The sequence below is a fragment of the Fluoribacter gormanii genome (assembly GCF_900156395.1).
Classification (GTDB): Bacteria; Pseudomonadota; Gammaproteobacteria; order Legionellales; family Legionellaceae; genus Legionella; species Legionella gormanii.
Map to the genome: position 1 here is coordinate 69,533 of NZ_FTNL01000016.1, position 20,038 is coordinate 89,570.

Here is a 20,038-nt window from a genome sequence, read left to right on the forward strand (position 1 = left end):
CATTTCTTTAACTATGACTTCCTATAACAAACCTAATTTCTCAACCCTCGAATTATACTAACCCCACATCCAACAATCTGGGCTTGTAGTTCGTTGAAACCAACGCGGATATTAGCCCAATCCTCGTTAAGTGCAATTAACTCAAACTGCCGTGCCTCTTTAGAAGCAGATAATTGCTTATACTTACGTATAATAACCTCCTGCTCTCCCTCAATCAAAGCTACCACAAAATCACCAGGTTTAGGGCTTGTATCAGGATCTACGATGAGGACATCATTAATCCGAAACTCCGGTATCATACTTTCATCTTGAATCCGCAATGCGAAAGCATTTTTGCTAATACTGTCACTGAGAACTGAACTTACAGGAACAAATTCAACTTTGGTATCAACATCCTCTTTAATTTTTTGGATGCAGTTATCAGGAGCAGTTGCTTGTTTGTAATCCAAGACAGGAATCAATGCACCCATGCCAAGGGATTTAGTCATCTTCCCTTCACGATTATCAGTTAAACACATCAAATATGAAGCAGATACTTCCAGCACATCGGCCAATAACTTTATCTCAGTGGGGCCAGGCGTACGGTCCCCTCGTTCATAATTATTAATACGGGAGATTTTCAATTCACCTGTCAATTCAGCCAATGCCTTTCTCGTCAGTCCTTTGGCCTTTCGTTCACTCATGATTCTTTGGCCGATTTTCTCTTTGATGTTCATATCCATTCCACGGTATTTGGCAAATAAATTAATTCATTTACCCATTGACTATTGCTCATTATGTGTTATTTTGAGATCCATTAATTACTCGTTTCGAGTAATTAAGCTCATTAAGAGCCATTTTTAGCCTTTTATTCTCAAAATGGTATCACATGTTTCATTGGTCGCTAAGACTTTAAGTTAAGGAATAACGGATTATTTATGTACTTTACAGTGAATGATCAGGAATTGGGTGCGCTCTGTGGCCTTTCATATATCCAACAAATTACTTACTTAAGAGGAATTCGACCTTACATGGATCGCAATACACTCATAGTAGGAATTAAGCGACGAATTAGTTACCAATCGTTAGCAGAGGTACTTTATATTGAACCCCATCAAGGGATTAAAGAATCAGGGAGTCCTAGCCGTCAGCAAATTCGCCGAGCCATTAAAGGGCTTGAGCGGTCAGGGCTTATTGCTATTCAGTCTTTCGATAAACATCTTATTTTAAAATGCCTTTTAGCGGATATCCGTTATTGTGTCCAAAATAAACCCGACACAAACCCGACACAGCAAGTAGACACAAAGCCGCACACAAAATCTCTTGTTTATACAGGAAATTCTGGAGATACAGAGGTAAAAGCCGACACAGATAAAATCATAAAAGCCGACACACCTCTAATAATAGAAAATAATTATATTTATTTATTACAACGCTTCGACCACTTCTGGCGTATGTACCCTGAGAAAAAGTCACGTGAGCGTGCCTTTGAAATATTTAAACAAATCAATCCCGATGAGCCTTTACTCCAAAGCATGTTGCAATCTCTTGATCAGCAAATCAAAGCCCGTACAGAAAAAGAAGCGCATGGAGAATGGGTTCCGGCATGGAAGTTTCCAGCCAACTGGTTATCTCAAAGATGTTGGGAAGATGAAGTCAAAATTGAATTAACGCAGGAGAAAAGGAATGAGAAGTGCGGCCCAAATACTAAGGACAGAGCCATTGATCCATTCTGGAATCCAGAAACAGGAGACGCGGCAATCACCAGTGAAGACGAATACCAGCAATCAAATGTCGTCAACCTGCAATGCTACCGAAAGTAGAAAAAAGTGTATTGAGAATCTTTTTACGCGCTTCGCGGTCTTCTACGGACATTTATGGCGCAGTCAGTTTAAAAGTGATGGTTTCTTGGAGTTTGCCAAGAAGGAGTGGCTCGAAGGTTTAAGTCAATTCAGTGATGAGATTTTGAATCAGGTCATTATTGATTGTCGCGATCATTGCGAAATGCCTCCTACCCTGCCGCAAATGATTGGTTTTTGTCGTGATATTAAAAAGCGAAATGCTTTTTATGTCGCACTCGAAAAATATCAACCAGCCAGTAAAGAAGTGGTTGAAGAGAATATCAGGCAGTGCAAAGCCTTTTTATTTAAATAGCAGAAGGAAAAACGATATGTTGGTTTTAACAAGAAAAATTGGCGAATCCGTTGTTATAAGTGAGGACATTTACTGCACTGTTGTGGGTTATCGTGACGGTGAAGTTCGCCTTGGGTTTGATGCCCCTCAATCGATTCCAATTCACCGTGATGAAATTCAAAGACGCATTTATCGGGAACGCCAGAAAGATCAATCGTTCAATGACTCTCCTCCCCATAAAAAAAGCATTGTTGACCGCTTAATTAGCAAATTCAAGCACGAGTTGAAATCTGCTTAAAAAGCATCAAGTAATTGAGGATTATACCGTATGAAAGCACAAGAAGAACAAGCGATAACGGTTAAAGACCGCGCCCGTGAAAAGCTAAGACGTGACTTGGGCGGCATGATTGAACAAGCTTTAAGGGATCCTAAAACCGTTGAAATCATGCTCAATGCGGATGGAAAGCTTTGGCAAGAACGGCTTGGTGAAGCCATGCGTTATATAGGGAATATCAATGAAGGTCGTGCTGAATCCATCATCAAAACTATTGCCGGTTTTCATGGAAAAGAAGTAACCCGCATGAAGCCTTTGTTGGAGGGAGAATTGCCTCTGGATGGATCACGTTTTGCTGGACAACTGCCTCCAGTTGTTTCAAGTCCAACCTTTGCCATCCGCAAAAAAGCTTTATCGGTTTTTACACTCAATGACTATGTTCAATCGGGAATTATGACCGAAGCACAGTGCGAGGTTATTAAACAAACCGTTTCTTCACACCGAAACATTTTAGTCATTGGTGGCACAGGTTCTGGCAAAACCACATTGGTGAACGCCATTATCAATGAAATGGTTATTCATGCACCTGAAGAACGGATTTTTATCATTGAAGATACAGGAGAAATCCAATGTGCGGCTAAAAATTGTGTTCAATACCACACAACACTTGATGTCAGTATGACCCAGCTTTTGAAAACAACTCTTAGGATGAGACCTGATCGAATCATTGTTGGTGAGGTTCGCGGTAGCGAGGCACTTGACTTGCTTGATGCCTGGAACACCGGACATGAGGGAGGAACAGCCACATTGCATGCCAATAACTGTCTTGCAGGACTTCATCGGTTGAAATCACTCATCACCAGAAATCCGGCTGCACCTTCTGAAATCGAACCTTTAATTGGCGAGGCTGTCCATTGTGTCGTACACATCTCAAGAACCCCGCAGGGACGACAAATTCAAGAAATCATCAAAGTTCATGGTTATGAAAACGGTCATTACATCATCGAAAAACTTATTTAGGAGAAAATGAATGAATCAAACAACTCTGTTTAATCAAAAGAATTACTGGATAATGGGATTAATCGTTTTACTTTTGTTGTTAATCACCCATCCTGCTGCTGCATCTTCTGCAGGCGGAGGACTTCCCTTCGACTCATGGCTGACTAAAATTCAAAAATCCATTACAGGCCCTTTTGCCTTTAGTGCTGCCATCATCGGATTAGTTGCAGCAGGTGCGACGCTTATTTTTGGCGGTGAATTAAATGGATTTATGCGATCTCTTGTCTTTTTTGTATTGGTGCTCTCATTTCTGGTAGCAGCTCAAAATACCATGACGGCAATTACTGGCAAAGGCGCTGAAATTTCTAAACCATCTGTTGGGATCGTTGCAACGGAGTCTCATCCATGAGTCTTCGTACCATCCCCATACGCCGATGTGGAAACCGCCCAAGTTTGTTTATGGGCGGAGACCGTGAGCTAGTCATGTTCTCAGGGCTTTTGTCAGCAATCCTAATATTTGCAGCTCAAGACTGGCTGGCAGCCTTTGCAGGTTGTGTCATGTGGTTTCTATCCCTGAAAGGGCTTCGTTTAATGGCAAAATCCGATCCTTATATGAGGGCTATATATCTAAGGCAAAGACGTTACCAAGCCTATTATTCCGCCCGTTCAACTCCTTTCAGAGTAAATAAAAGAGGTTATCTATGATTGCATTAACCACTTTTTTAATTAGCACCACAGGACTTTTATTTTTGAGCTGCCTCTTTTGGGAAATTCGCCTGAAAAGCCGTAAATACCATTTAAAAAAGCATCGCCATAATTCAGGAGGTACTGCTGATTTACTCAATTATGCCTCAGTGGTTGATGATGGCGTGATTGTCGGTAAAAACGGGGCCTTTATGGCAGCCTGGCTATACCAGGGTGAAGACAATGCCAATACCACGGATGAGGCTCGTGAGATGGTCTCGTTTCGAATCAATCAGGCAATGTCTACTATGGGCAATGGCTGGATGGTTCATGTAGACGCTATAAGACGAGCGGCTCCAGGTTATAGTGAACGCGCTCATTCTCATTTTCCAGACGCAATTTCTTTAGCGGTTGATGAGGAAAGAAGGCAATTATTTGAACGCATGGAAACCCTATATGAAGGGTATTTTGTGATTACCTTGACCTGGTATCCGCCGGTGATTGCCCAAAAGCGTTTTGTGGAATTGATGTTTGATGACGAAGGATTGAATCTCAGCCAAAAGGCAAAGACGCATCAACTGATAGAGGAATTCAAACAAGCCTGCAGAAACTTTGAGTCACGACTAAGTTCAGCCCTTAACCTCGAACGACTGAACGCTGAACAACATCGTGATGAATATAATAATACCCTGCTTCAGGATAACTTCTTAAGGCATCTTCAGTATTGTGTCACAGGACTTAACCATCCGGTCAATCTTCCTAAAAACCCGATTTACCTTGATGGGTTAATTGGTGGTCAGGAATTAACACCGGGGATTACTCCTAAAATTGGCCGGAAATTCATTCAGTGTGTGGCGATTGAAGGTTTTCCAATGGAGTCTTACCCTGGCATTCTAACCGCCCTAACTCAATTGCCGGTTGAATATCGTTGGAGTTCTCGTTTTATTTTTATGGATTCACATGAAGCGGTGGCGCATTTCACCAAATACCGTAAAAAGTGGAAACAAAAAGTCAGAGGTTTTTTCGACCAGGTGTTTAACACAAATTCAGGTGTGATTGATGAAGACGCGCTCAATATGGTGAATGACGCACAATCAGCCATTGCAGAAACCAACTCAGGCATGGTGGGTCAAGGCTATTACACCTCAGTTGTCATTTTGATGAATGAAGACCGTGATTTAGTCGAAAAAACAGCCCTTTTGATCGAAAAGAACATCAATGCCTTGGGATTTTCGGCAAGAACAGAAACCATTAATACCATGGATGCCTTTATGGGCAGTCTTCCAGGACATGGTGTTGAAAATATAAGACGGCCTTTAATCAACACCATGAATTTGGCTGACTTGATACCGACCTCCAGCATTTGGACCGGCGAAAACAAATCCCCTTGCCCACTGTTTCCACCACTATCCCCTCCATTAATGCATTGTGTCACCACGGGGAACACACCCTTTCGGCTGAATCTTCATGTCAGAGACTTAGGACACGGTATTATGTTTGGTCCTACACGCTCCGGGAAATCGACTCACTTAGGTTTAATTGCACTATCCTGGCGCCGCTACAAAGATGCACGCATTTATTCATTTGATAAAGGGATGTCCATGTATCCCACGTGTAAGGCCAGTGGCGGAGAGCATTACACTATTGCGGATAAAAACTCGCTCCTCTCATTTGCACCATTACAGTTTTTATCAACCAAAGCAGACAGAGCTTGGGCTATGGAGTGGATTGATACGATTCTTGCCTTAAACGGGTTAAATACCACGTCTGCCCAACGCAATGAAATTGGCCACGCCATTATGAGCATGCATCAGAGTGGCTCGAAAACCTTATCTGATTTGGTCATGACCATTCAAGATGAACCCATCCGTGAAACTCTGAAGCAGTACACGATCGATGGATTGATGGGCCATTTATTGGATGCCGAAACCGATGGTCTAGGACTGTCCTCATTTATGACCTTTGAAATTGAGCATCTTATGGGGTTGGGTGAGAAATTTGCTTTGCCTGTATTGCTGTATCTGTTTCGGCGCATTGAAACATCACTGGATGGCAGGCCAACCCTGATTTTACTCGATGAAGCATGGCTGATGTTGGCACACCCGGTATTTAAAAACAAAATTGCCGAATGGCTTGATTCCATGGCCAAGAAAAATTGCGTGGTATTCATGGCAACGCAACATTTATCGCATGCCGCGAATTCTGGAATTTTAGACATCATTGTTGAATCAACCGCCACAAAAATCTTTTTACCTAATCTGTATGCACGAGATCCTGAAACACGCCTGATCTATGAACGTATGGGATTAAACCCTCGTCAGATTGACATCATTGCATCAGCTCAACCTAAGCGTGATTACTACTACGTCAGTGAAAAAGGACAACGCCTTTACCAATTGGCTTTAGGTCCAATGGCTTTGGCATTTGTGGGTGCCACAGATCCTGACTCCATCGAGCGAATGAAACAGCTTGAACTGAAACATGGCGCAGAGTGGGTCTCGTATTGGCTTTTAGAAAAAGGAATCACGATGAATCGATTTGGAGAAGCAGCATGAACCAATTAAAACAAAAGCTAAGTCTTAAAAAGAAAAAAAACGACTTAACTGATAATCCTTATCTCAATGCCAAAAGATCCTGGAATTTCCACACGGCAGGTCTTATGAAATCATTGCAAATATGGCAATTAGTCAGTTTGGGTAGTCTTTTAATCACTTTGGCTGCTATTGGCGGACTCATAACAATTGGAAGTCAGTCCAAATTTATCCCCTTGGTATTTCAGCAGGATGCCAGCGGCAATACGCTATCAGTCACTCGCGCAGATCGTGTCGGTGATGTAAGTATCGATGATTACCGAGCAGCTGCAGCCCATTTCATTGAAAACATCCGAATGGTCAGTGTGGATGTCGCACTGCAGAAAAAGGCTGTATTTCAAGTTTATTCCTATTTGAACCAAAACGATGCGGCATTGACCAAAGTTCAGGAATTTTACAGTGACAAACAACACTCCAATCCATTTGACCGAGCAGCGCATGAAATCGTCAGCATTGAAATACGCTCTGTCCTGCAAGAGTCTGAGGACACCTGGCAGGTTGATTGGGTCGAGACAGTAAGAAATCGTGACGGAACGCTTAAAGAAAAGCCCGCCCAGATGAAAGCACTTTTGACCATGTATCAGGATGGTGAGCTCAATGATGCATCTAATGAATCGATTTTAAAGAACCCTCATCTGATTTATGTCCGCGATTTCAATTGGTCTTATGACTTAAAGAATGGAGAAAATGCATGAAAAAAATAATTCTTACCTTCAGTTTAGTACTCCCTTTGACAAGCTTTGCTGTGGACAACACAGAGCTTGCTAATTTTTATTTTTCCAAAACCATTCCGGCACTCACGAATCAGGAAAAGCAGGCTTTAAGCATTGCAGAAGAATGGCAGAAGGGTGACAAAACCAGCAAGCCATTCCACTCTTCTGATGGCTCGGTAAGTTTTGTCTATGGTTCAGGCCAAATCAGAGTGGTATGTGCGCCATTACAGGTTTGCGACATTGCATTACAGCAAGGTGAACAGCTTAACGATATGAATGTCGGTGATCCACGTTTTTTGGTTGAACCTTCGATTACAGGTTCAGGCATGGATCAACAAATCCACCTGTTAATAAAACCCAAAGATGTTGGGCTAGATACTTCTCTAGTCGTTACTACAGACAGAAGAACCTATCATTTTAGATTGAAGTCCGATCAAAACGATTTTATGCCCTATGTCTCTTTTACTTATCCAGATGATGCGAAAGCAAAATGGCGTTTGATTCAGCACATGCAAGCACAACAGCGAAAAGCTAATACATTCACCGAAACCAACGAATATTTAGGCGACCTTCATTTCAATTACAGGATACAAGGCAATTCCCGATTTAAACCGGTTCGGGTTTATAACAATGGTGTGAAAACCATTATTGAAATGCCTGGAGGCATGTCTGAACGCGAAGCCCCGGCACTACTGGTCTTAAGAAATGGTGGTTTGTTTAAAAAACCAGAATCGGTGATGGTCAATTATCGTCTGCAAGGCTGCCGATATATCGTCGATACTGTATTCGACAAGGCAATATTGATTATCGGCAGTGGCTCTTCTCAAGAAAAAATTACCATTACGAGGTGCTAGAAATGAGGAAATTAAGTGTTTTATTGTTGGTAATTGTTTTGTCGAGCTGCGCAAGCATGCAGTATGGAAATTTTACAGTTGCCTCTCAGAGCAAAGATATTTATTTGGCTAAAGATGCTGCGTCACAACTCACACATATTTATCCGCCGGCTCAAAATACATTTTATATCAGTCAAAAAGTCAGTGATGGCTTTGGCATTAATTTGATTCATGAAATGCGAAACAAAGGCTACGGAGTGATTGAAAGTGTCCAACCAAGACAAAAAGCAAATTTGTTTTATGTGGTAGATGAGATTCGAAAAGGCGCTCTTTATCGAGTCAGCCTATATGTCGGCTCGCAAACCTTAAGCAGAGTCTATGTCAAAACTAAAGAACAAATCGCTCCAGCCAGCCCATGGTCACACAAGGAGTAATACTGATGAAACCAAATAACGATTTATTATCACCGAATAGTTCACCGCAAAAACTCAAAACAACAGGAGTCAAGCGTGTGAATAATATCCCTTTAGTGATAGCCATTGGCGTGTTGACCCTTTTTGTTGTGCTCATTGTCTTTGTTGCCCATAAGAGAGCCAATGCACAAAACCAAATCCCAGAGGCCATAAAAGTCACGGGACAGAAGAAAAATAACATGAATCTGGCCAATGAAATCGTTGGAAATCACAAAACCGGTGTGATGCCTGAGGCACTCATCATCAATCATGAGCAGGTACTTGAGTTACCTGTGGAGCAAAACTTCCTTCAAAAACAAGACATGGATAGTCAAAATGTATCGGATACGGAGCTGGAACGAATTCGTCAGGAAAAAACTCAAGCATTTGAAGAAGCGGTCAAAGCAAAAACATCAATTATGGTTGATAATCCTCACCTGAATACCAGAGAACGTATCAATACACACAGAGCCAATTCTGTTGCACCATTCGATGTCGATGGCGGCAGTTCCTTTAAAGAGCCACTTCAACTGCTCGAGGGACGACAAAATGCTAGACCCATGCCGCAAACCTTGGGCGGTGAGGAAAATGAAATGCGCTGGCATTTAAATTCACGACTCGAGAATCCCAACAGTAAATACGAGTTAAGAGCCGGAAGTGTTATTCCTGGAGTGATGGTAAGCGGTATTTCTTCTGAACTGCCTGGGCAAATCATCGGTCAAGTCTCCCAGAACGTTTATGATACGGCGACCGGTAAGTATCTTTTAATCCCACAAGGTACAAAGATTTTTGGTCTTTATTCCAGTGAGGTGAGCTTTGGTCAGAGTTCGGTGCTGGTAGCCTGGCAACGCCTTACTTTTCCAGATGGAAAAGCTTTGGATATTGGCTCCATGCCAGGAGCTGATAGCGCAGGTTTCGCAGGCTTTCGTGATCAAATTAATAATCATTACTTACGAATTTATGGTTCAGCTCTCTTGATGTCCGGTATCGTTGGGGGAATCAGTTACAGTCAAAACAGTAATCAGTCCAATCAGTATGGATTTAGCCCCCCTACAGCGGGCAGTGTATTAAGTCAGGCATTGGGTCAACAGCTAGGCGAAGTAACGTCACAACTGGTGGCAAAAAATCTGAATGTAGCACCGACTCTAAACATTCGTCCGGGTTATCGATTCAACATCATTGTCGTAAAAGATTTAACTTTTAGAAAGCCCTACCGGCAGTTCAGATAACAAAAAAGAGGAACTGTGATGAAACTTCGAATCCTGTTTGTTTATTTATGGACATTTAATGCCTGCTCCAATATGCCCGTGTTTGATTTACCCAATTACGTACAAAATGGAAAAATGCTACTGAATCAGATTAAAGAGTATAAAACTCAGGTTGATCAATACAACAACCAGATTCAGCAATATCAAAACATGCTGGATAACACCAAATCACTCACATCGTTTCAGTGGGACAATGCCAATGGGGTAATAGATAATCTGCTTGAATCGACCGATACGATTGATTATTACAAACAGGAAGCAGGTAGCCTTCAAGGTTACCTGGATAGGTATCAAAGTCAGGAATACTATCAAAAAACACCCTGCTTTAATGGCAGCAACCAGTGTAGCCCCGAAGAAATCCAGAAAATAAGGCAAAGTAAAATATCAGCTTCTGTTGCTCAAAAACGGGCCAATGATGCCATGCTCAAGGGAATTGATAAACAGCAGCAAAGTTTAAAAGATGATTCGGTAAAACTGCGCACCTTGCAATCTCAGGCTCAAACTGCCCAGGGGCAAAAACAAGCGCTCCAGGCTGCCTCGCAACTGGCAAGTCAACAATCCCATCAACTGCTTCAAATAAGAGGACTTTTGTTAGCACAACAAGGCGCACAAACCACAAAAGATGCAGCAGCCGCGAATAAGGAAGCCATACAAAACGCTGCTGATGAGCGTTTTAGATCGGGCAGCTACCATAAAAGTTCAGGTAAAAAATGGTAACTCATTTATAACAAGAGGAAGACAACAATGAAACGATTAGGATTATCCATAGCACTTTTAGCATTTCTGCTTACAGGCTGTGACAGCACTGAAACGAAAGCACAAAAGCATCTCGCATCGTTAACCTGCGACAGCTCCAAAGAAGGTAGGACAGCCGATGAACTCCAGGCCATAGCTGATGCTTGTTTTAAAGGCGGAAGTTACTCCAAAAGCTCAGGTATAAAGTGGTAATCCTATGAAAAAAAAGACAATCACTTATTTAATCGTATTCTTTTTAATTGGGTTCGCCATGTCCGCCCATGCTCAAAGCGGCATGGACAGCAGGGATTTGCTGGATAATATTCTGTATCGTTTTTCCAGTACAGCCTCTACATGGAGCCAAACCATATTAAGTTATGCACGATACCTTTTTTGGTCTCTGGCATTAATCAGTATGGTATGGACCTATGGGCTTATGTCATTACGAAGAGCGGATATTCAGGAATTTATGGCTGAAACGGTTCGATTTTTAGTGGTTGTCGGTTTTTTCTATTGGATTTTGGATAATGGACCTGCCATTGCAACCGCAATTATCGACTCCATGCGACAACTCGCAGCTAAGGCTTCCGGAATTGATACGCACATTTCCCCCTCTGACATTATTGACGTAGGTTTTGATATTGTCTCAAAAGCAATTGATAACTCGTCCCTCTGGTCCCCTGCGGCAACTACGGTGGGATTGATCGTTGCAGGGGTGATTCTGGTCGTTTTGGCACTAGTCAGTATTAACATGCTGATTATTCTGATTACTGCCTGGATTTTAACCTATGGCGGCATCATCTTATTAGGGTTTGGTGGCGGACGCTGGACTTGCGATATCGCGATTCAATACTACAAAACGGTGTTGGGTATTGCTTTACAGGCATTTGCGATGATTTTGATTATTGGTATTGGTAAGTCTTTTGTCGATCAATATTATGCCGATATGGCAAAAGACATTCTCTTAAAAGAAATGTTTGTGATGCTCGTTGTATCCATTATTTTGCTGATATTGATTAATAAAATCCCCCCTGTTCTTGCCAACATTGTATCAGGTGGCGGCGGAGGCAGCAGCGGTGGTATTGGTCTAGGTGGCGCTTTAGGTGCTGCCGGCATTGCAGGTGCCGCTTTGGCAAGCAGCGCAGGAGCTGTCAGTGCTCAAAGTGCAGGAGGCTTATCCGCTCTTCATGCGGCATTCAAAGCCGCTTCCCAAAGTATGGGTGCTGGTGATTTAGGTTCTGTGTCAGAAGGCAATGTCAGCTCCAAAACCGGCAGTGTGGCACAAGCCATGGGGCAAGCATCCAAATTTGCAGGTTCGTTCGGGTCACATTTGGCATCAGGGGCATTTGATGTGGCTCGTGAAAAGGCAAGTGCTGTAAAGGAGGCAATCGCTGCAACGGTGGCCGAAACTACCGGTGGGAAAATTGCCGATGCAATTCATCAACGGGTCGAATCACAAAATGATTTATCACTATCGGAACATCAGGATTCAGTATTTCAAAATATTACCTCCATCGGTGTCCCAGAAGGAAGCTTTAGTTCTGGAGAAAATGACGATGAAGTCAGCCATTTTGTCAATCGCAAAGCTTCCGGAGACAGCCTATGAATCTGAATAAGCCTAATAAATCTATTGGCCCACAGGTAAGGAAAAAACAGGATAAAAAGAAAACCGTACGACTCATTGGAATGATTATTCTGGGGTTTTTAATCAGTCTAGAAATTGGCACACAATATGTGGCTTATAAGTTTCATTATCACAATAGTTTAGGCTTTTCATTTGCGCATGTTTATCTACCCTGGAATCTGCTCTGGTGGAACATGAACTATCATCATTACCATCCCGAATATTTTAATGCTGCGTTTGGCATGGTGGTGATGAGTAGCTGTCTTTTTTTAATGCTGCTGATGTTTGCAAGTCGTCATTTAAAAAAAGAAAACATCAGCGAATACCTTCACGGCTCAGCCAGATGGGCGAATAAGGATGATTTGAACAATGCGGGTTTGCTTAACCAGGAGGAAGGTGTGTATGTTGGGGCGATTGAAGATAGGCAGGGAGAAATTCATTATTTGCGCCATAATGGACCGGAGCATATTTTAACCTATGCACCAACGCGATCTGGAAAAGGTGTTGGCCTTGTGATTCCAACCCTTTTATCGTGGAAGCACTCCTGTGTCATCACGGATTTAAAAGGTGAGCTTTGGGCAATGACTGCCGGCTGGAGACAAAAGCATGCCAGCAATAAAGTGATTCGCTTTGAACCAGCAACATTAACTAGCTCAGCCCGTTGGAATCCGCTTGATGAAATCAGAGTAGGTACAGAATCAGAGGTGGGTGACGTACAAAATTTGGCAACGCTTGTGGTTGATCCTGATGGTAAAGGGTTAGAAACGCACTGGCAGAAAACATCGCAAGCTCTTTTGGTGGGTTTTATTCTGCATGCGATTTACAAACTGAACAACCAGGGGGAACCGGCTACATTTCCCAACATTGACCGTATGCTAGTTGATCCCAATATTAATATTGCCGACCTACTCGTTGAAATGACCCAATACCCCCATATCGAGGGCAAAACCCATCCTGTGATATCTGCCTCTGCCCGTGACATGATAGACCGACCTGAGGAAGAAGCCGGCTCTGTGTTATCAACTTTAAAATCTTATCTGGCGCTCTACCGCGACCCAGTGGTAGCGAATAACGTCTCAGCCTCTGATTTTTGCATCCGCGATTTAATGAACCATGCAAATCCTGTGAGTCTTTATATCGTGACTCAACCCAATGATAAGGCAAGGCTTCAACCTCTGATTCGGGTCATGATTAATATGGTAGTGAGGCTATTGGCTGACAAAATGGAGTTTGAGCGTGTATCGGATGATAAAGGCTTATCCTATGTCAGAACGAAAAAAACGTATAAACATCGATTGCTTTGTATGATTGATGAATTTCCAAGCCTTGGAAAACTCGATATTCTACAAGAGTCATTAGCCTTTGTTGCAGGTTATGGTTTAAAGTTTTACTTAATTTGCCAGGACATTAATCAGCTTAAAAGCCGTGAACGTGGTTATGGCCCAGATGAAACCATCACTTCTAATTGCCATATCCAAAATGCGTATCCACCCAACAGAGTTGAAACCGCAGAACATCTTTCCAAGCTGACAGGTCAAACAACTATTGTTAAAGAACAAATCACCACCAGTGGCAAACGCTTTTCTACATTCTTAAATCAAATATCAAAAACAGCTCAGGAAATATCGAGACCTCTTTTAACTGTTGATGAGTGCCTGCGTATGCCAGGTCCCAAAAAAGATGCCAATGGTTTGATACGTGAGGCTGGTGATATGGTGGTTTATGCTGCGGGCTTCCCTGCTATTTATGGGAAACAACCTCTTTATTTTAAAGATCCGATCTTCATGGCAAGAGCATCAGTTGAGGCTCCTGTTCACTCAGATATTTTACGTACTCGTTTAAGTGAAGAAGAGGTCATCAGGTTATGAAAAAACTGTCAGCCTTCACCTCTATGTTTTTGATAAGCCTTATTGTTGTAGCCGCACTATTTCATGCCATGGGTTTTAGGATAAACCTGACTGAATCCATTCCAATAGGCTTATATTGCATCACCAGCGAAGCCCCTATGAAAAATGCTTATGTGATTTTTTGTCCTGATGACAGGAAATCGTTTAGGTTAGCAAGGGATAGAGGTTATATAGACCATGGTCTTTACTGTGATGGATATGGTTATTTAATGAAAAAAGTGGTCGCGATATCTGGCGATATTCTTTCTGTAACACCTGAAGGGGTCTTGGTAAATCAAACGTTGCTTCCCTTTTCAAAGCCAAAGTTAAAGGATGGAATTAGCCGAACATTACCTCAATGGAGGACATTAGATTATCAGCTTAAAGAAAATGAAGTGATGACCATGACCAATCAAAGCGAATGGTCATTCGATGGTCGATATTATGGTCTTGTTCACATAAGACAAATCAAGGGAATAATCACACCCATATGGGTAATTAATAAACGGGAGAAAACCACATGAGTCACGAAACCGAGTTAATGGATGTGATTTCAGAAAAATTCGAAGATTTAGCAATCCCTGGCTTTCTTGTCGAAGTCAGCCCGATAGAAGCTGACCTCATGGGAGCTTTTGTTGAAGATGCACTCAATGAAGAAGATGCGATGGAGGCCATTTATGACTAAAATGCCTTGCCATCAAATCGTTGCCAATCAAATTATTGAAAGCCTGAAAGCAGGAACAGCACCTTGGCTAAAACCATGGGAACCAGGCACAGGTAATGGTCAAGTTCCTTATAATCCGATAACAGGTAAACGTTATCGCGGGATTAATGCATTGTATTTAATGCTGAACGAAAGTGATGACAACCGCTGGTTAACCTACAAACAAGCACAAAGCATGGATGCTCAGGTTCGTAAGGGCGAAAAAGGCACCACAATTCAGTATTGGAAATTTCATGAAGAACAAACCAAACACGATGATGCTGGTAACCCTGTACTTGATGCGCAAGGTAATCCATTAAAAGTGCAGGTGAGTCTTGAGCGACCCAAGGTGTTTTATGCAACGGTATTCCATGCCTCGCAAATTGATAATATGCCTGAACTCATTGCAAAAGAGCCGGACTGGTCCTTAATTGAAAGAGCAGAAAAACTATTGCATAACTCCGGCGCTACCATTATTCATTCTGAGGCGGATAGAGCTTTTTACAGATTATCAACGGATAGCATCCATCTTCCACCAAAAGAGCAATTTAAATCCGCAGCGAAATATTATGCTACTGCCCTGCATGAACTAGGGCATTGGAGCGGTCATCCTTCAAGACTGGATAGAGATTTAGGTCATCCCTTTGGTTCAGATGCCTATGCCAAAGAAGAATTGAGAGCAGAAATTGCAAGCATGCTTTTGGGTGCTGAGCTTGGTATAGGTCATGACCCTTCACAACACACTGCCTACATCAAATCATGGATTCGAGTTCTGGAAGATGAGCCTTTAGAAATATTCAGAGCATCCGCAGATGCAGAAAAAATAGTGAATCATCTGTGTGCGTTAGAGCAAACCCAAGACATTCAACAGGGAGAACTTATTGAAATCAAGGATGATCAACTTAAAGAGGAAGTCTTTATGGCACGTGAAAAAACCACTTCTGAAAAAGTCTGGTTAAGCATCCCCTACAAACAAAAAGAGATTGCAAAATCCACCATCGGCAAACTCCCCGATGGAACACCAGGAATTGCCTGGGATAAAGTGCAAAAGTGTTGGTATGCAAACCCTGGTGTTCCTGTTGAGAAAATCAAGGCCTGGCTTCCTGAAAATCAAGTAATGATTCAGGGTAAAGCGCTTATACCTGCTGATGAATTTAAAGCGGCATTGATAAACCTTGGTGCTATTGTTTCAGGTGGGCATCCAATTATGGATGGTAAACCCCATCGTATCCCCACTGAGGGCGATAAAAATGGTGAAAAAGCAGGATTTTATGTGGCTCATTTAGATGGTATTCCAGCAGGATATATTAAAAACAATCGAACTGGTGCTGAACTTAACTGGAAATGTAAGGGTTACGTTTTAACTGATAAACAAAAGGCAACGCTTAAAGCCGAAGCACTTGAACATCAACAAACTCGTCATCGTGAGCTTGAAGTCAAACAAAAAAGTACCGCATTAAGACTCAAACAAAAATTATCCATGATGACAGAGGTTGTGGAACCCACACCTTATATGCAGGCCAAAGGTATTCAAGTTCATTCTGGTGTGTATACCGATGAAGAAAAAAAACTAACCTGTATTCCAGCAATCGATTGCGAAGGAACACTTTGGACTGTTCAGTACATTGCCGAAAACGGAACCAAAGGCTTTGCTAAAGACTCAAGAAAGGAGGGTTGCTTCCATGTATTGGGCGGCATAGATAAGCTTTCTGAAACACCAGTGATTGTAATTGCTGAGGGCTATGCCACAGCAGCCACAATAAAAGAAGCTACTGAACTGCCAGCCGTTGTTTCAGCATTTGACTCAGGAAATCTTAAAGCGGTAGCAAAAGGATTGCATGAAAAATACCCACACAAATTCTTTGTTATAGCCGCTGATGATGATAAGCATCTCGAGTTAACACAAGGCATCAATCCTGGTAAAGAAAAAGCTATAGAGGCCGCTACTGCGGTCAACGGTATTGTAATTATTCCGAGTTTTGCTCCACTTGAACAGTCACAAAACCCTAAACAATTTAGTGATTTTAATGATTTGGCAAACCATAGTAAGTTAAGTATGGATGGGGTAAAACGTCAATTTAAACTCAATTTAGCAAAAATCATTAAGGATTATCATCAGAAAAAAATGAATCTGAGTAATGTTGCCGATATGCAAAATAATCGCTAGACAAATTAGAGACAAACTGTTTAAAATGCATCCCTAATAAGGCTATGCTCCTCGGCTTTCAGCCTCCCTTGCGCTCTGCGGCGTACAGAAGCAACGCTAGCTAAAATGTTGGGTTATTGTTTAGCCAATAGCACCGATCATCCAGGAGTGTCAAATTTTCTTAATAAATAAAAATGAGGGAAAAATGAACGTTGTTGTAAAAATAACACTTATTTTGAGTCTAATATTAGTTAATATAGCAGCTAATGCTATAGATAATAAATTTATACTTGAGAAATGTATAAAAGAAAATACTCTTGATTATATATATTGTCAGGGATGGCACGAAGGCCTTGGTAACCAAATAATAATGACTGAAGTTGCTCAATATCTTTCGAAGTATAAACACCCACCAAAATGGTTTGTGGAATTAAATGAAAATGAAGATGTTAACAATGATTTTTTTATTAGGATTCATAGAAATTATCTTAAGAAAAATCCTAAGTATGTAAAAGAATATCCTCAAACATCATTCATGATGGCTTTTTCAGAACAAATACAGAAATATAAAGAATAATACACTTGGTTCAGTTTAAGAGCGGAATCTAATTCTTGCTAAAGAGTTTATATGGCAATCTGATAATCGCAAATATCTCCCCATTAGTGCGTCTTTGGCCTTTTCTTTATTCCAAAAATTTTCCGTCGCACATGGTTATCAGGTTTGAGTCCTTGCCGCTCCAGCTGATCATGTGCATTATCCGGCAATAGCACTTGACCTCCTCCGGTGAACTGAACCAGATCGCATTCGGACAAGTTTCGCAAGCTGTTGTGATCTTTGGCTGGCGCGCCTTGTCTAGTGCCGAAAGAGTTGGGCTTTGTAACCCGGTGCCCTCTATTTCCATTGGCTGTTCCAGCAACCTCATGGCTTCCTGGAGTTCTTCTTCGATGGTTTTGTCGGTTTGATCTTGATTTCTCATGAAATTTCTCCTGTTCAAAATTTAGTTTTTGGCGTTGGTTTTCCAAATCCAAATCAGCAAACGTGATTGGCATTTGATATTGAATAACAATTTGCAAAATAATCTTTTTAAATAGTGGAGAACCATTCACGCAAATACAGTCGCCATAGCGCTGCCTTGCCATTTCCAATACTCTTTTAAGAGCAGAAATAGACCCGCTTTTAGAAATGATAATTTCTTTTCCATTGTCTCTAATAACACTGTTATCTTTTTTATAAATCTCAGTGCCTTCTTTAGTAATAGAGTCGATTTGTCCAAAATTTAAAGAAGGAAAAACGGAGTCTGCTCCCGATATGGTGTAATCAAACTTATTTTTACGATTGCGATAACGCATTGCCACTAAGGCATCCTGGTCACCTCCTTGCGCTTGGTGCTTCAGCCAATCTGCCCAAGTTTTATTTTGGCGAGAATTTATTAACCGGCCACGTTCCTTTTCATAATTTTTCCTTATGTTATCAATATCATTTAGCAGCGTTTTGTTTATGTTACTATACAGGAACTTTTTCTGTACTTTAGAAATGTTCATTAACTTCAAAGCCGTTCGTTTAATACGACCTCGCTTTTTCGCCTTTTCAATAAGTTTGGCTCTAGCCTCGCGCAACTGTTTGAGCTTTTGTGAAATAAAGCGTTTATTGTGTGATTTTTCGTGCTGATATTTGGCATAGAGCTCGGAACCAAGTACTTTTTTATTTAATGGCTCATAACGATAAACATTTGATGCAGGTAAGTTGTTTTCTGAGTAGCATGGTACGAATGAACCAAGCTTAAATTCGAGATTTTTTTTAGAAAAAGTTCTGGAAATTGAACTTGCTTTAACGGTAAGCCCTTGGATATTGCAGAATACAAAACCATTAGCTTTTACACGCATCATCAATCCATGTTCTGCCAAAATACCATGAATCGCCTTCCAGCTATTAGCTGCCTCTATTTTTTCTTTACAGTGACGCTTCATCCAATTAATCAGGCTTTCAATGCCTGAATGGTGTTCCATATCGTCTGCAAGATTTTCTGAACGGGTTTTACGGGTTTGATGGTTGGTTATTTTAAGACCTAATTCAATTTCGAGCTTGGATGCAATCTCGGCAAAAGTCTTATATGCCCTGAACGGTTCAATCATATTAAAGGTCCGGGGATGAATTTTATTAATAGCAAGATGAATATGGAGATTGTCTGTGTCATGATGAACAACTGAGATTCTTTGATGCTCTTTAAATCCGATGGAAGACGTCACACTTTCTTCTATTTCTCGTAAGACATTATCCGAGGGGTTCTCACCTGGCGCGAAAGATATGAGTACATGGTAAGTTTTATCACCCGTCGCTCTCTGGTTTTTAGCCTGTTTTGCCAATACCTCCTGAACGGCCCAAATGGGATCGAGACTATTACAGTTTGATAATCTGACTTTACCCACTCGCTCCTGTTTGGTTTGTTTATTACAAAGGTACTGGACAAGACCTGAAAAACTGCTGAGTCTTGTTTTTTTCATAGGAATATGGCGAATAATCATAGTTTTTTCACCACTTCCAACATTGCATCCTGGGTGGTTTGAATACGATTTAATAATGTTTTTACTGTTTGGAGGTCAAAATGCGCAACGCGTTTATCCTGAGTCAACCATAGTTTTAACAGTCCACCAAGCCGTCCTAAATCTCCATTAATTTTGGTTAGCTGCAATATATGATCTTTATCAACACTACTTTGAATTTGATAACCGAGACTTATCCGTCTTAAGTACTCGGCAATTGAAAGGCCAGCAGTGGCTGCATTCGCTTTAATCTGAATTTCTTCGGAAGGCAAAACAGGAACGCGAAGATGGCGCCCCTTTTTTCTGGTGGGTGCTTTAAGCTTATCGTCCATAAGGATGCTGACCTCTTAATTAAGTGGTTATGCAATCCTTTGGGTATTAAGTTGATCTCAAAACACTGGTTTTTCGTTGAGCATCGAAGGTGCGAATAAGACTTGTGAGGTTTGGTAGCCAGCTTGCTGGTTAGCTAACTTCACC

General features: G+C 41.5%; 22 protein-coding genes. 19 read left to right on the forward strand and 3 right to left on the reverse strand.

Translation table 11 applies throughout. The annotated features are described in order from the left end of the window. Window positions 1–32: 32 nt before the first annotated feature. Window positions 33–716 (reverse strand): LexA family protein, encoded by a 684-nt coding sequence (locus BW930_RS10965; protein WP_058468132.1) that lies wholly within the window; start codon window positions 714–716, stop codon window positions 33–35. Between the two features lie 201 nt (window positions 717–917). Here BW930_RS10965 and BW930_RS16955 point away from each other — a divergent pair, with 201 nt between their 5' ends. The 19 genes from BW930_RS16955 to BW930_RS11055 all read left to right on the forward strand — a co-directional run bounded on the left by BW930_RS16955 (window position 918) and on the right by BW930_RS11055 (window position 17,597). Further along, entirely contained in the window at window positions 918–1,802 is an 885-nt protein-coding gene (locus BW930_RS16955) for an LvrA C-terminal domain-related protein (protein WP_058468131.1), read from the forward strand. Further along, window positions 1,771–2,133 carry a Vir protein gene (locus tag BW930_RS10975; protein ID WP_049774998.1) on the forward strand — a complete coding sequence of 121 codons (363 nt, stop codon included), beginning with the start codon at window positions 1,771–1,773 and terminating at the stop codon, window positions 2,131–2,133. The genes BW930_RS16955 and BW930_RS10975 overlap by 32 nt, the downstream gene beginning before the upstream one ends. Window positions 2,134–2,149: 16 nt before the next feature. Beyond that, complete coding sequence (gene csrA / locus BW930_RS10980; protein WP_012979403.1) at window positions 2,150–2,410, forward strand: carbon storage regulator CsrA; 261 nt, start codon at window positions 2,150–2,152, stop codon at window positions 2,408–2,410. A 30-nt stretch (window positions 2,411–2,440) separates the two neighbouring features. Next, entirely contained in the window at window positions 2,441–3,406 is a 966-nt protein-coding gene (trbB, locus tag BW930_RS10985; protein ID WP_058468130.1) for a P-type conjugative transfer ATPase TrbB, read from the forward strand. A 10-nt stretch (window positions 3,407–3,416) separates the two neighbouring features. Continuing rightward, window positions 3,417–3,794, forward strand: a complete 378-nt coding sequence (locus tag BW930_RS10990) for a TrbC/VirB2 family protein (protein WP_058468129.1) — start codon at window positions 3,417–3,419, stop codon at window positions 3,792–3,794. Further along, window positions 3,791–4,090, forward strand: a complete 300-nt coding sequence (locus BW930_RS10995; RefSeq protein ID WP_058468128.1) for a conjugal transfer protein TrbD — start codon at window positions 3,791–3,793, stop codon at window positions 4,088–4,090. The genes BW930_RS10990 and BW930_RS10995 overlap by 4 nt, the downstream gene beginning before the upstream one ends. Continuing rightward, window positions 4,087–6,624, forward strand: a complete 2,538-nt coding sequence (locus tag BW930_RS11000; protein ID WP_058468127.1) for a VirB4 family type IV secretion/conjugal transfer ATPase — start codon at window positions 4,087–4,089, stop codon at window positions 6,622–6,624. Before BW930_RS10995 ends, BW930_RS11000 begins: the two co-directional genes overlap by 4 nt. After that, window positions 6,621–7,355, forward strand: coding sequence for a conjugal transfer protein TrbF (locus BW930_RS11005; RefSeq protein ID WP_058468126.1), 735 nt, complete (start codon window positions 6,621–6,623; stop codon window positions 7,353–7,355). Before BW930_RS11000 ends, BW930_RS11005 begins: the two co-directional genes overlap by 4 nt. Continuing rightward, window positions 7,352–8,227 carry a P-type conjugative transfer protein TrbG gene (gene trbG, locus BW930_RS11010; RefSeq protein WP_058468125.1) on the forward strand — a complete coding sequence of 292 codons (876 nt, stop codon included), beginning with the start codon at window positions 7,352–7,354 and terminating at the stop codon, window positions 8,225–8,227. The genes BW930_RS11005 and trbG overlap by 4 nt, the downstream gene beginning before the upstream one ends. A 2-nt stretch (window positions 8,228–8,229) precedes the next feature. Continuing rightward, window positions 8,230–8,640 carry a conjugal transfer protein TrbH gene (locus BW930_RS11015; RefSeq protein WP_058468124.1) on the forward strand — a complete coding sequence of 137 codons (411 nt, stop codon included), beginning with the start codon at window positions 8,230–8,232 and terminating at the stop codon, window positions 8,638–8,640. Window positions 8,641–8,645: 5 nt separating this feature from the next. Next, on the forward strand, window positions 8,646–9,887 hold the full coding sequence (locus BW930_RS11020) for a TrbI/VirB10 family protein (RefSeq protein WP_058468123.1): 1,242 nt from the start codon (window positions 8,646–8,648) through the stop codon (window positions 9,885–9,887). Window positions 9,888–9,905: 18 nt separating this feature from the next. Further along, window positions 9,906–10,643, forward strand: coding sequence for a P-type conjugative transfer protein TrbJ (gene trbJ / locus BW930_RS11025; RefSeq protein WP_058468122.1), 738 nt, complete (start codon window positions 9,906–9,908; stop codon window positions 10,641–10,643). 27 nt (window positions 10,644–10,670) lie between these two features. Beyond that, window positions 10,671–10,874, forward strand: a complete 204-nt coding sequence (locus BW930_RS11030) for a hypothetical protein (protein ID WP_058468121.1) — start codon at window positions 10,671–10,673, stop codon at window positions 10,872–10,874. A gap of 4 nt (window positions 10,875–10,878) precedes the next feature. Continuing rightward, window positions 10,879–12,267, forward strand: a complete 1,389-nt coding sequence (gene trbL, locus BW930_RS11035) for a P-type conjugative transfer protein TrbL (RefSeq protein WP_058468120.1) — start codon at window positions 10,879–10,881, stop codon at window positions 12,265–12,267. Continuing rightward, window positions 12,264–14,153, forward strand: a complete 1,890-nt coding sequence (locus BW930_RS11040; RefSeq protein WP_058468119.1) for a type IV secretory system conjugative DNA transfer family protein — start codon at window positions 12,264–12,266, stop codon at window positions 14,151–14,153. Before trbL ends, BW930_RS11040 begins: the two co-directional genes overlap by 4 nt. Beyond that, window positions 14,150–14,695 carry a conjugative transfer signal peptidase TraF gene (gene traF, locus BW930_RS11045; protein WP_058468118.1) on the forward strand — a complete coding sequence of 182 codons (546 nt, stop codon included), beginning with the start codon at window positions 14,150–14,152 and terminating at the stop codon, window positions 14,693–14,695. The genes BW930_RS11040 and traF overlap by 4 nt, the downstream gene beginning before the upstream one ends. Then, on the forward strand, window positions 14,692–14,856 hold the full coding sequence (locus tag BW930_RS17160; protein WP_058468117.1) for a hypothetical protein: 165 nt from the start codon (window positions 14,692–14,694) through the stop codon (window positions 14,854–14,856). Before traF ends, BW930_RS17160 begins: the two co-directional genes overlap by 4 nt. Then, window positions 14,849–17,041, forward strand: a complete 2,193-nt coding sequence (locus tag BW930_RS11050) for a zincin-like metallopeptidase domain-containing protein (protein ID WP_058468116.1) — start codon at window positions 14,849–14,851, stop codon at window positions 17,039–17,041. The genes BW930_RS17160 and BW930_RS11050 overlap by 8 nt, the downstream gene beginning before the upstream one ends. A 184-nt stretch (window positions 17,042–17,225) precedes the next feature. Beyond that, complete coding sequence (locus BW930_RS11055) at window positions 17,226–17,597, forward strand: hypothetical protein (protein WP_058468115.1); 372 nt, start codon at window positions 17,226–17,228, stop codon at window positions 17,595–17,597. Between the two features lie 83 nt (window positions 17,598–17,680). Here BW930_RS11055 and traI read toward each other — a convergent pair whose 3' ends face one another. Then, on the reverse strand, window positions 17,681–19,543 hold the full coding sequence (traI, locus tag BW930_RS11060; protein ID WP_058468114.1) for a TraI/MobA(P) family conjugative relaxase: 1,863 nt from the start codon (window positions 19,541–19,543) through the stop codon (window positions 17,681–17,683). Beyond that, window positions 19,540–19,893: a conjugal transfer transcriptional regulator TraJ gene (gene traJ / locus BW930_RS11065; RefSeq protein ID WP_058468113.1), complete on the reverse strand. Its 354-nt coding sequence runs from the start codon at window positions 19,891–19,893 to the stop codon at window positions 19,540–19,542. Before traJ ends, traI begins: the two co-directional genes overlap by 4 nt. Window positions 19,894–20,038 lie beyond the last annotated feature (145 nt).

Excerpts from the sequence above, each read along its gene's own strand:
- trbG (WP_058468125.1), top strand. The coding sequence starts at position 7,352 with ATGAAAAAAATAATTCTTACCTTCAGTTTAGTACTCCCTTTGACAAGC.
- BW930_RS17160 (WP_058468117.1), top strand. The coding sequence starts at position 14,692 with ATGAGTCACGAAACCGAGTTAATGGATGTGATTTCAGAAAAATTCGAA.
- trbL (WP_058468120.1), top strand. The coding sequence starts at position 10,879 with ATGAAAAAAAAGACAATCACTTATTTAATCGTATTCTTTTTAATTGGG.
- traI (WP_058468114.1), bottom strand. The coding sequence starts at position 19,543 with ATGATTATTCGCCATATTCCTATGAAAAAAACAAGACTCAGCAGTTTT.
- BW930_RS11005 (WP_058468126.1), top strand. The coding sequence starts at position 6,621 with ATGAACCAATTAAAACAAAAGCTAAGTCTTAAAAAGAAAAAAAACGAC.
- BW930_RS11015 (WP_058468124.1), top strand. The coding sequence starts at position 8,230 with ATGAGGAAATTAAGTGTTTTATTGTTGGTAATTGTTTTGTCGAGCTGC.
- BW930_RS10965 (WP_058468132.1), bottom strand. The coding sequence starts at position 716 with ATGAACATCAAAGAGAAAATCGGCCAAAGAATCATGAGTGAACGAAAG.
- BW930_RS10990 (WP_058468129.1), top strand. The coding sequence starts at position 3,417 with ATGAATCAAACAACTCTGTTTAATCAAAAGAATTACTGGATAATGGGA.
- BW930_RS16955 (WP_058468131.1), top strand. The coding sequence starts at position 918 with ATGTACTTTACAGTGAATGATCAGGAATTGGGTGCGCTCTGTGGCCTT.
- traJ (WP_058468113.1), bottom strand. The coding sequence starts at position 19,893 with ATGGACGATAAGCTTAAAGCACCCACCAGAAAAAAGGGGCGCCATCTT.
- trbB (WP_058468130.1), top strand. The coding sequence starts at position 2,441 with ATGAAAGCACAAGAAGAACAAGCGATAACGGTTAAAGACCGCGCCCGT.
- csrA (WP_012979403.1), top strand. The coding sequence starts at position 2,150 with ATGTTGGTTTTAACAAGAAAAATTGGCGAATCCGTTGTTATAAGTGAG.
- trbJ (WP_058468122.1), top strand. The coding sequence starts at position 9,906 with ATGAAACTTCGAATCCTGTTTGTTTATTTATGGACATTTAATGCCTGC.
- BW930_RS11050 (WP_058468116.1), top strand. The coding sequence starts at position 14,849 with ATGACTAAAATGCCTTGCCATCAAATCGTTGCCAATCAAATTATTGAA.
- BW930_RS11020 (WP_058468123.1), top strand. The coding sequence starts at position 8,646 with ATGAAACCAAATAACGATTTATTATCACCGAATAGTTCACCGCAAAAA.
- BW930_RS11055 (WP_058468115.1), top strand. The coding sequence starts at position 17,226 with ATGAACGTTGTTGTAAAAATAACACTTATTTTGAGTCTAATATTAGTT.
- BW930_RS11000 (WP_058468127.1), top strand. The coding sequence starts at position 4,087 with ATGATTGCATTAACCACTTTTTTAATTAGCACCACAGGACTTTTATTT.
- BW930_RS10975 (WP_049774998.1), top strand. The coding sequence starts at position 1,771 with ATGTCGTCAACCTGCAATGCTACCGAAAGTAGAAAAAAGTGTATTGAG.
- BW930_RS11030 (WP_058468121.1), top strand. The coding sequence starts at position 10,671 with ATGAAACGATTAGGATTATCCATAGCACTTTTAGCATTTCTGCTTACA.
- traF (WP_058468118.1), top strand. The coding sequence starts at position 14,150 with ATGAAAAAACTGTCAGCCTTCACCTCTATGTTTTTGATAAGCCTTATT.
- BW930_RS10995 (WP_058468128.1), top strand. The coding sequence starts at position 3,791 with ATGAGTCTTCGTACCATCCCCATACGCCGATGTGGAAACCGCCCAAGT.
- BW930_RS11040 (WP_058468119.1), top strand. The coding sequence starts at position 12,264 with ATGAATCTGAATAAGCCTAATAAATCTATTGGCCCACAGGTAAGGAAA.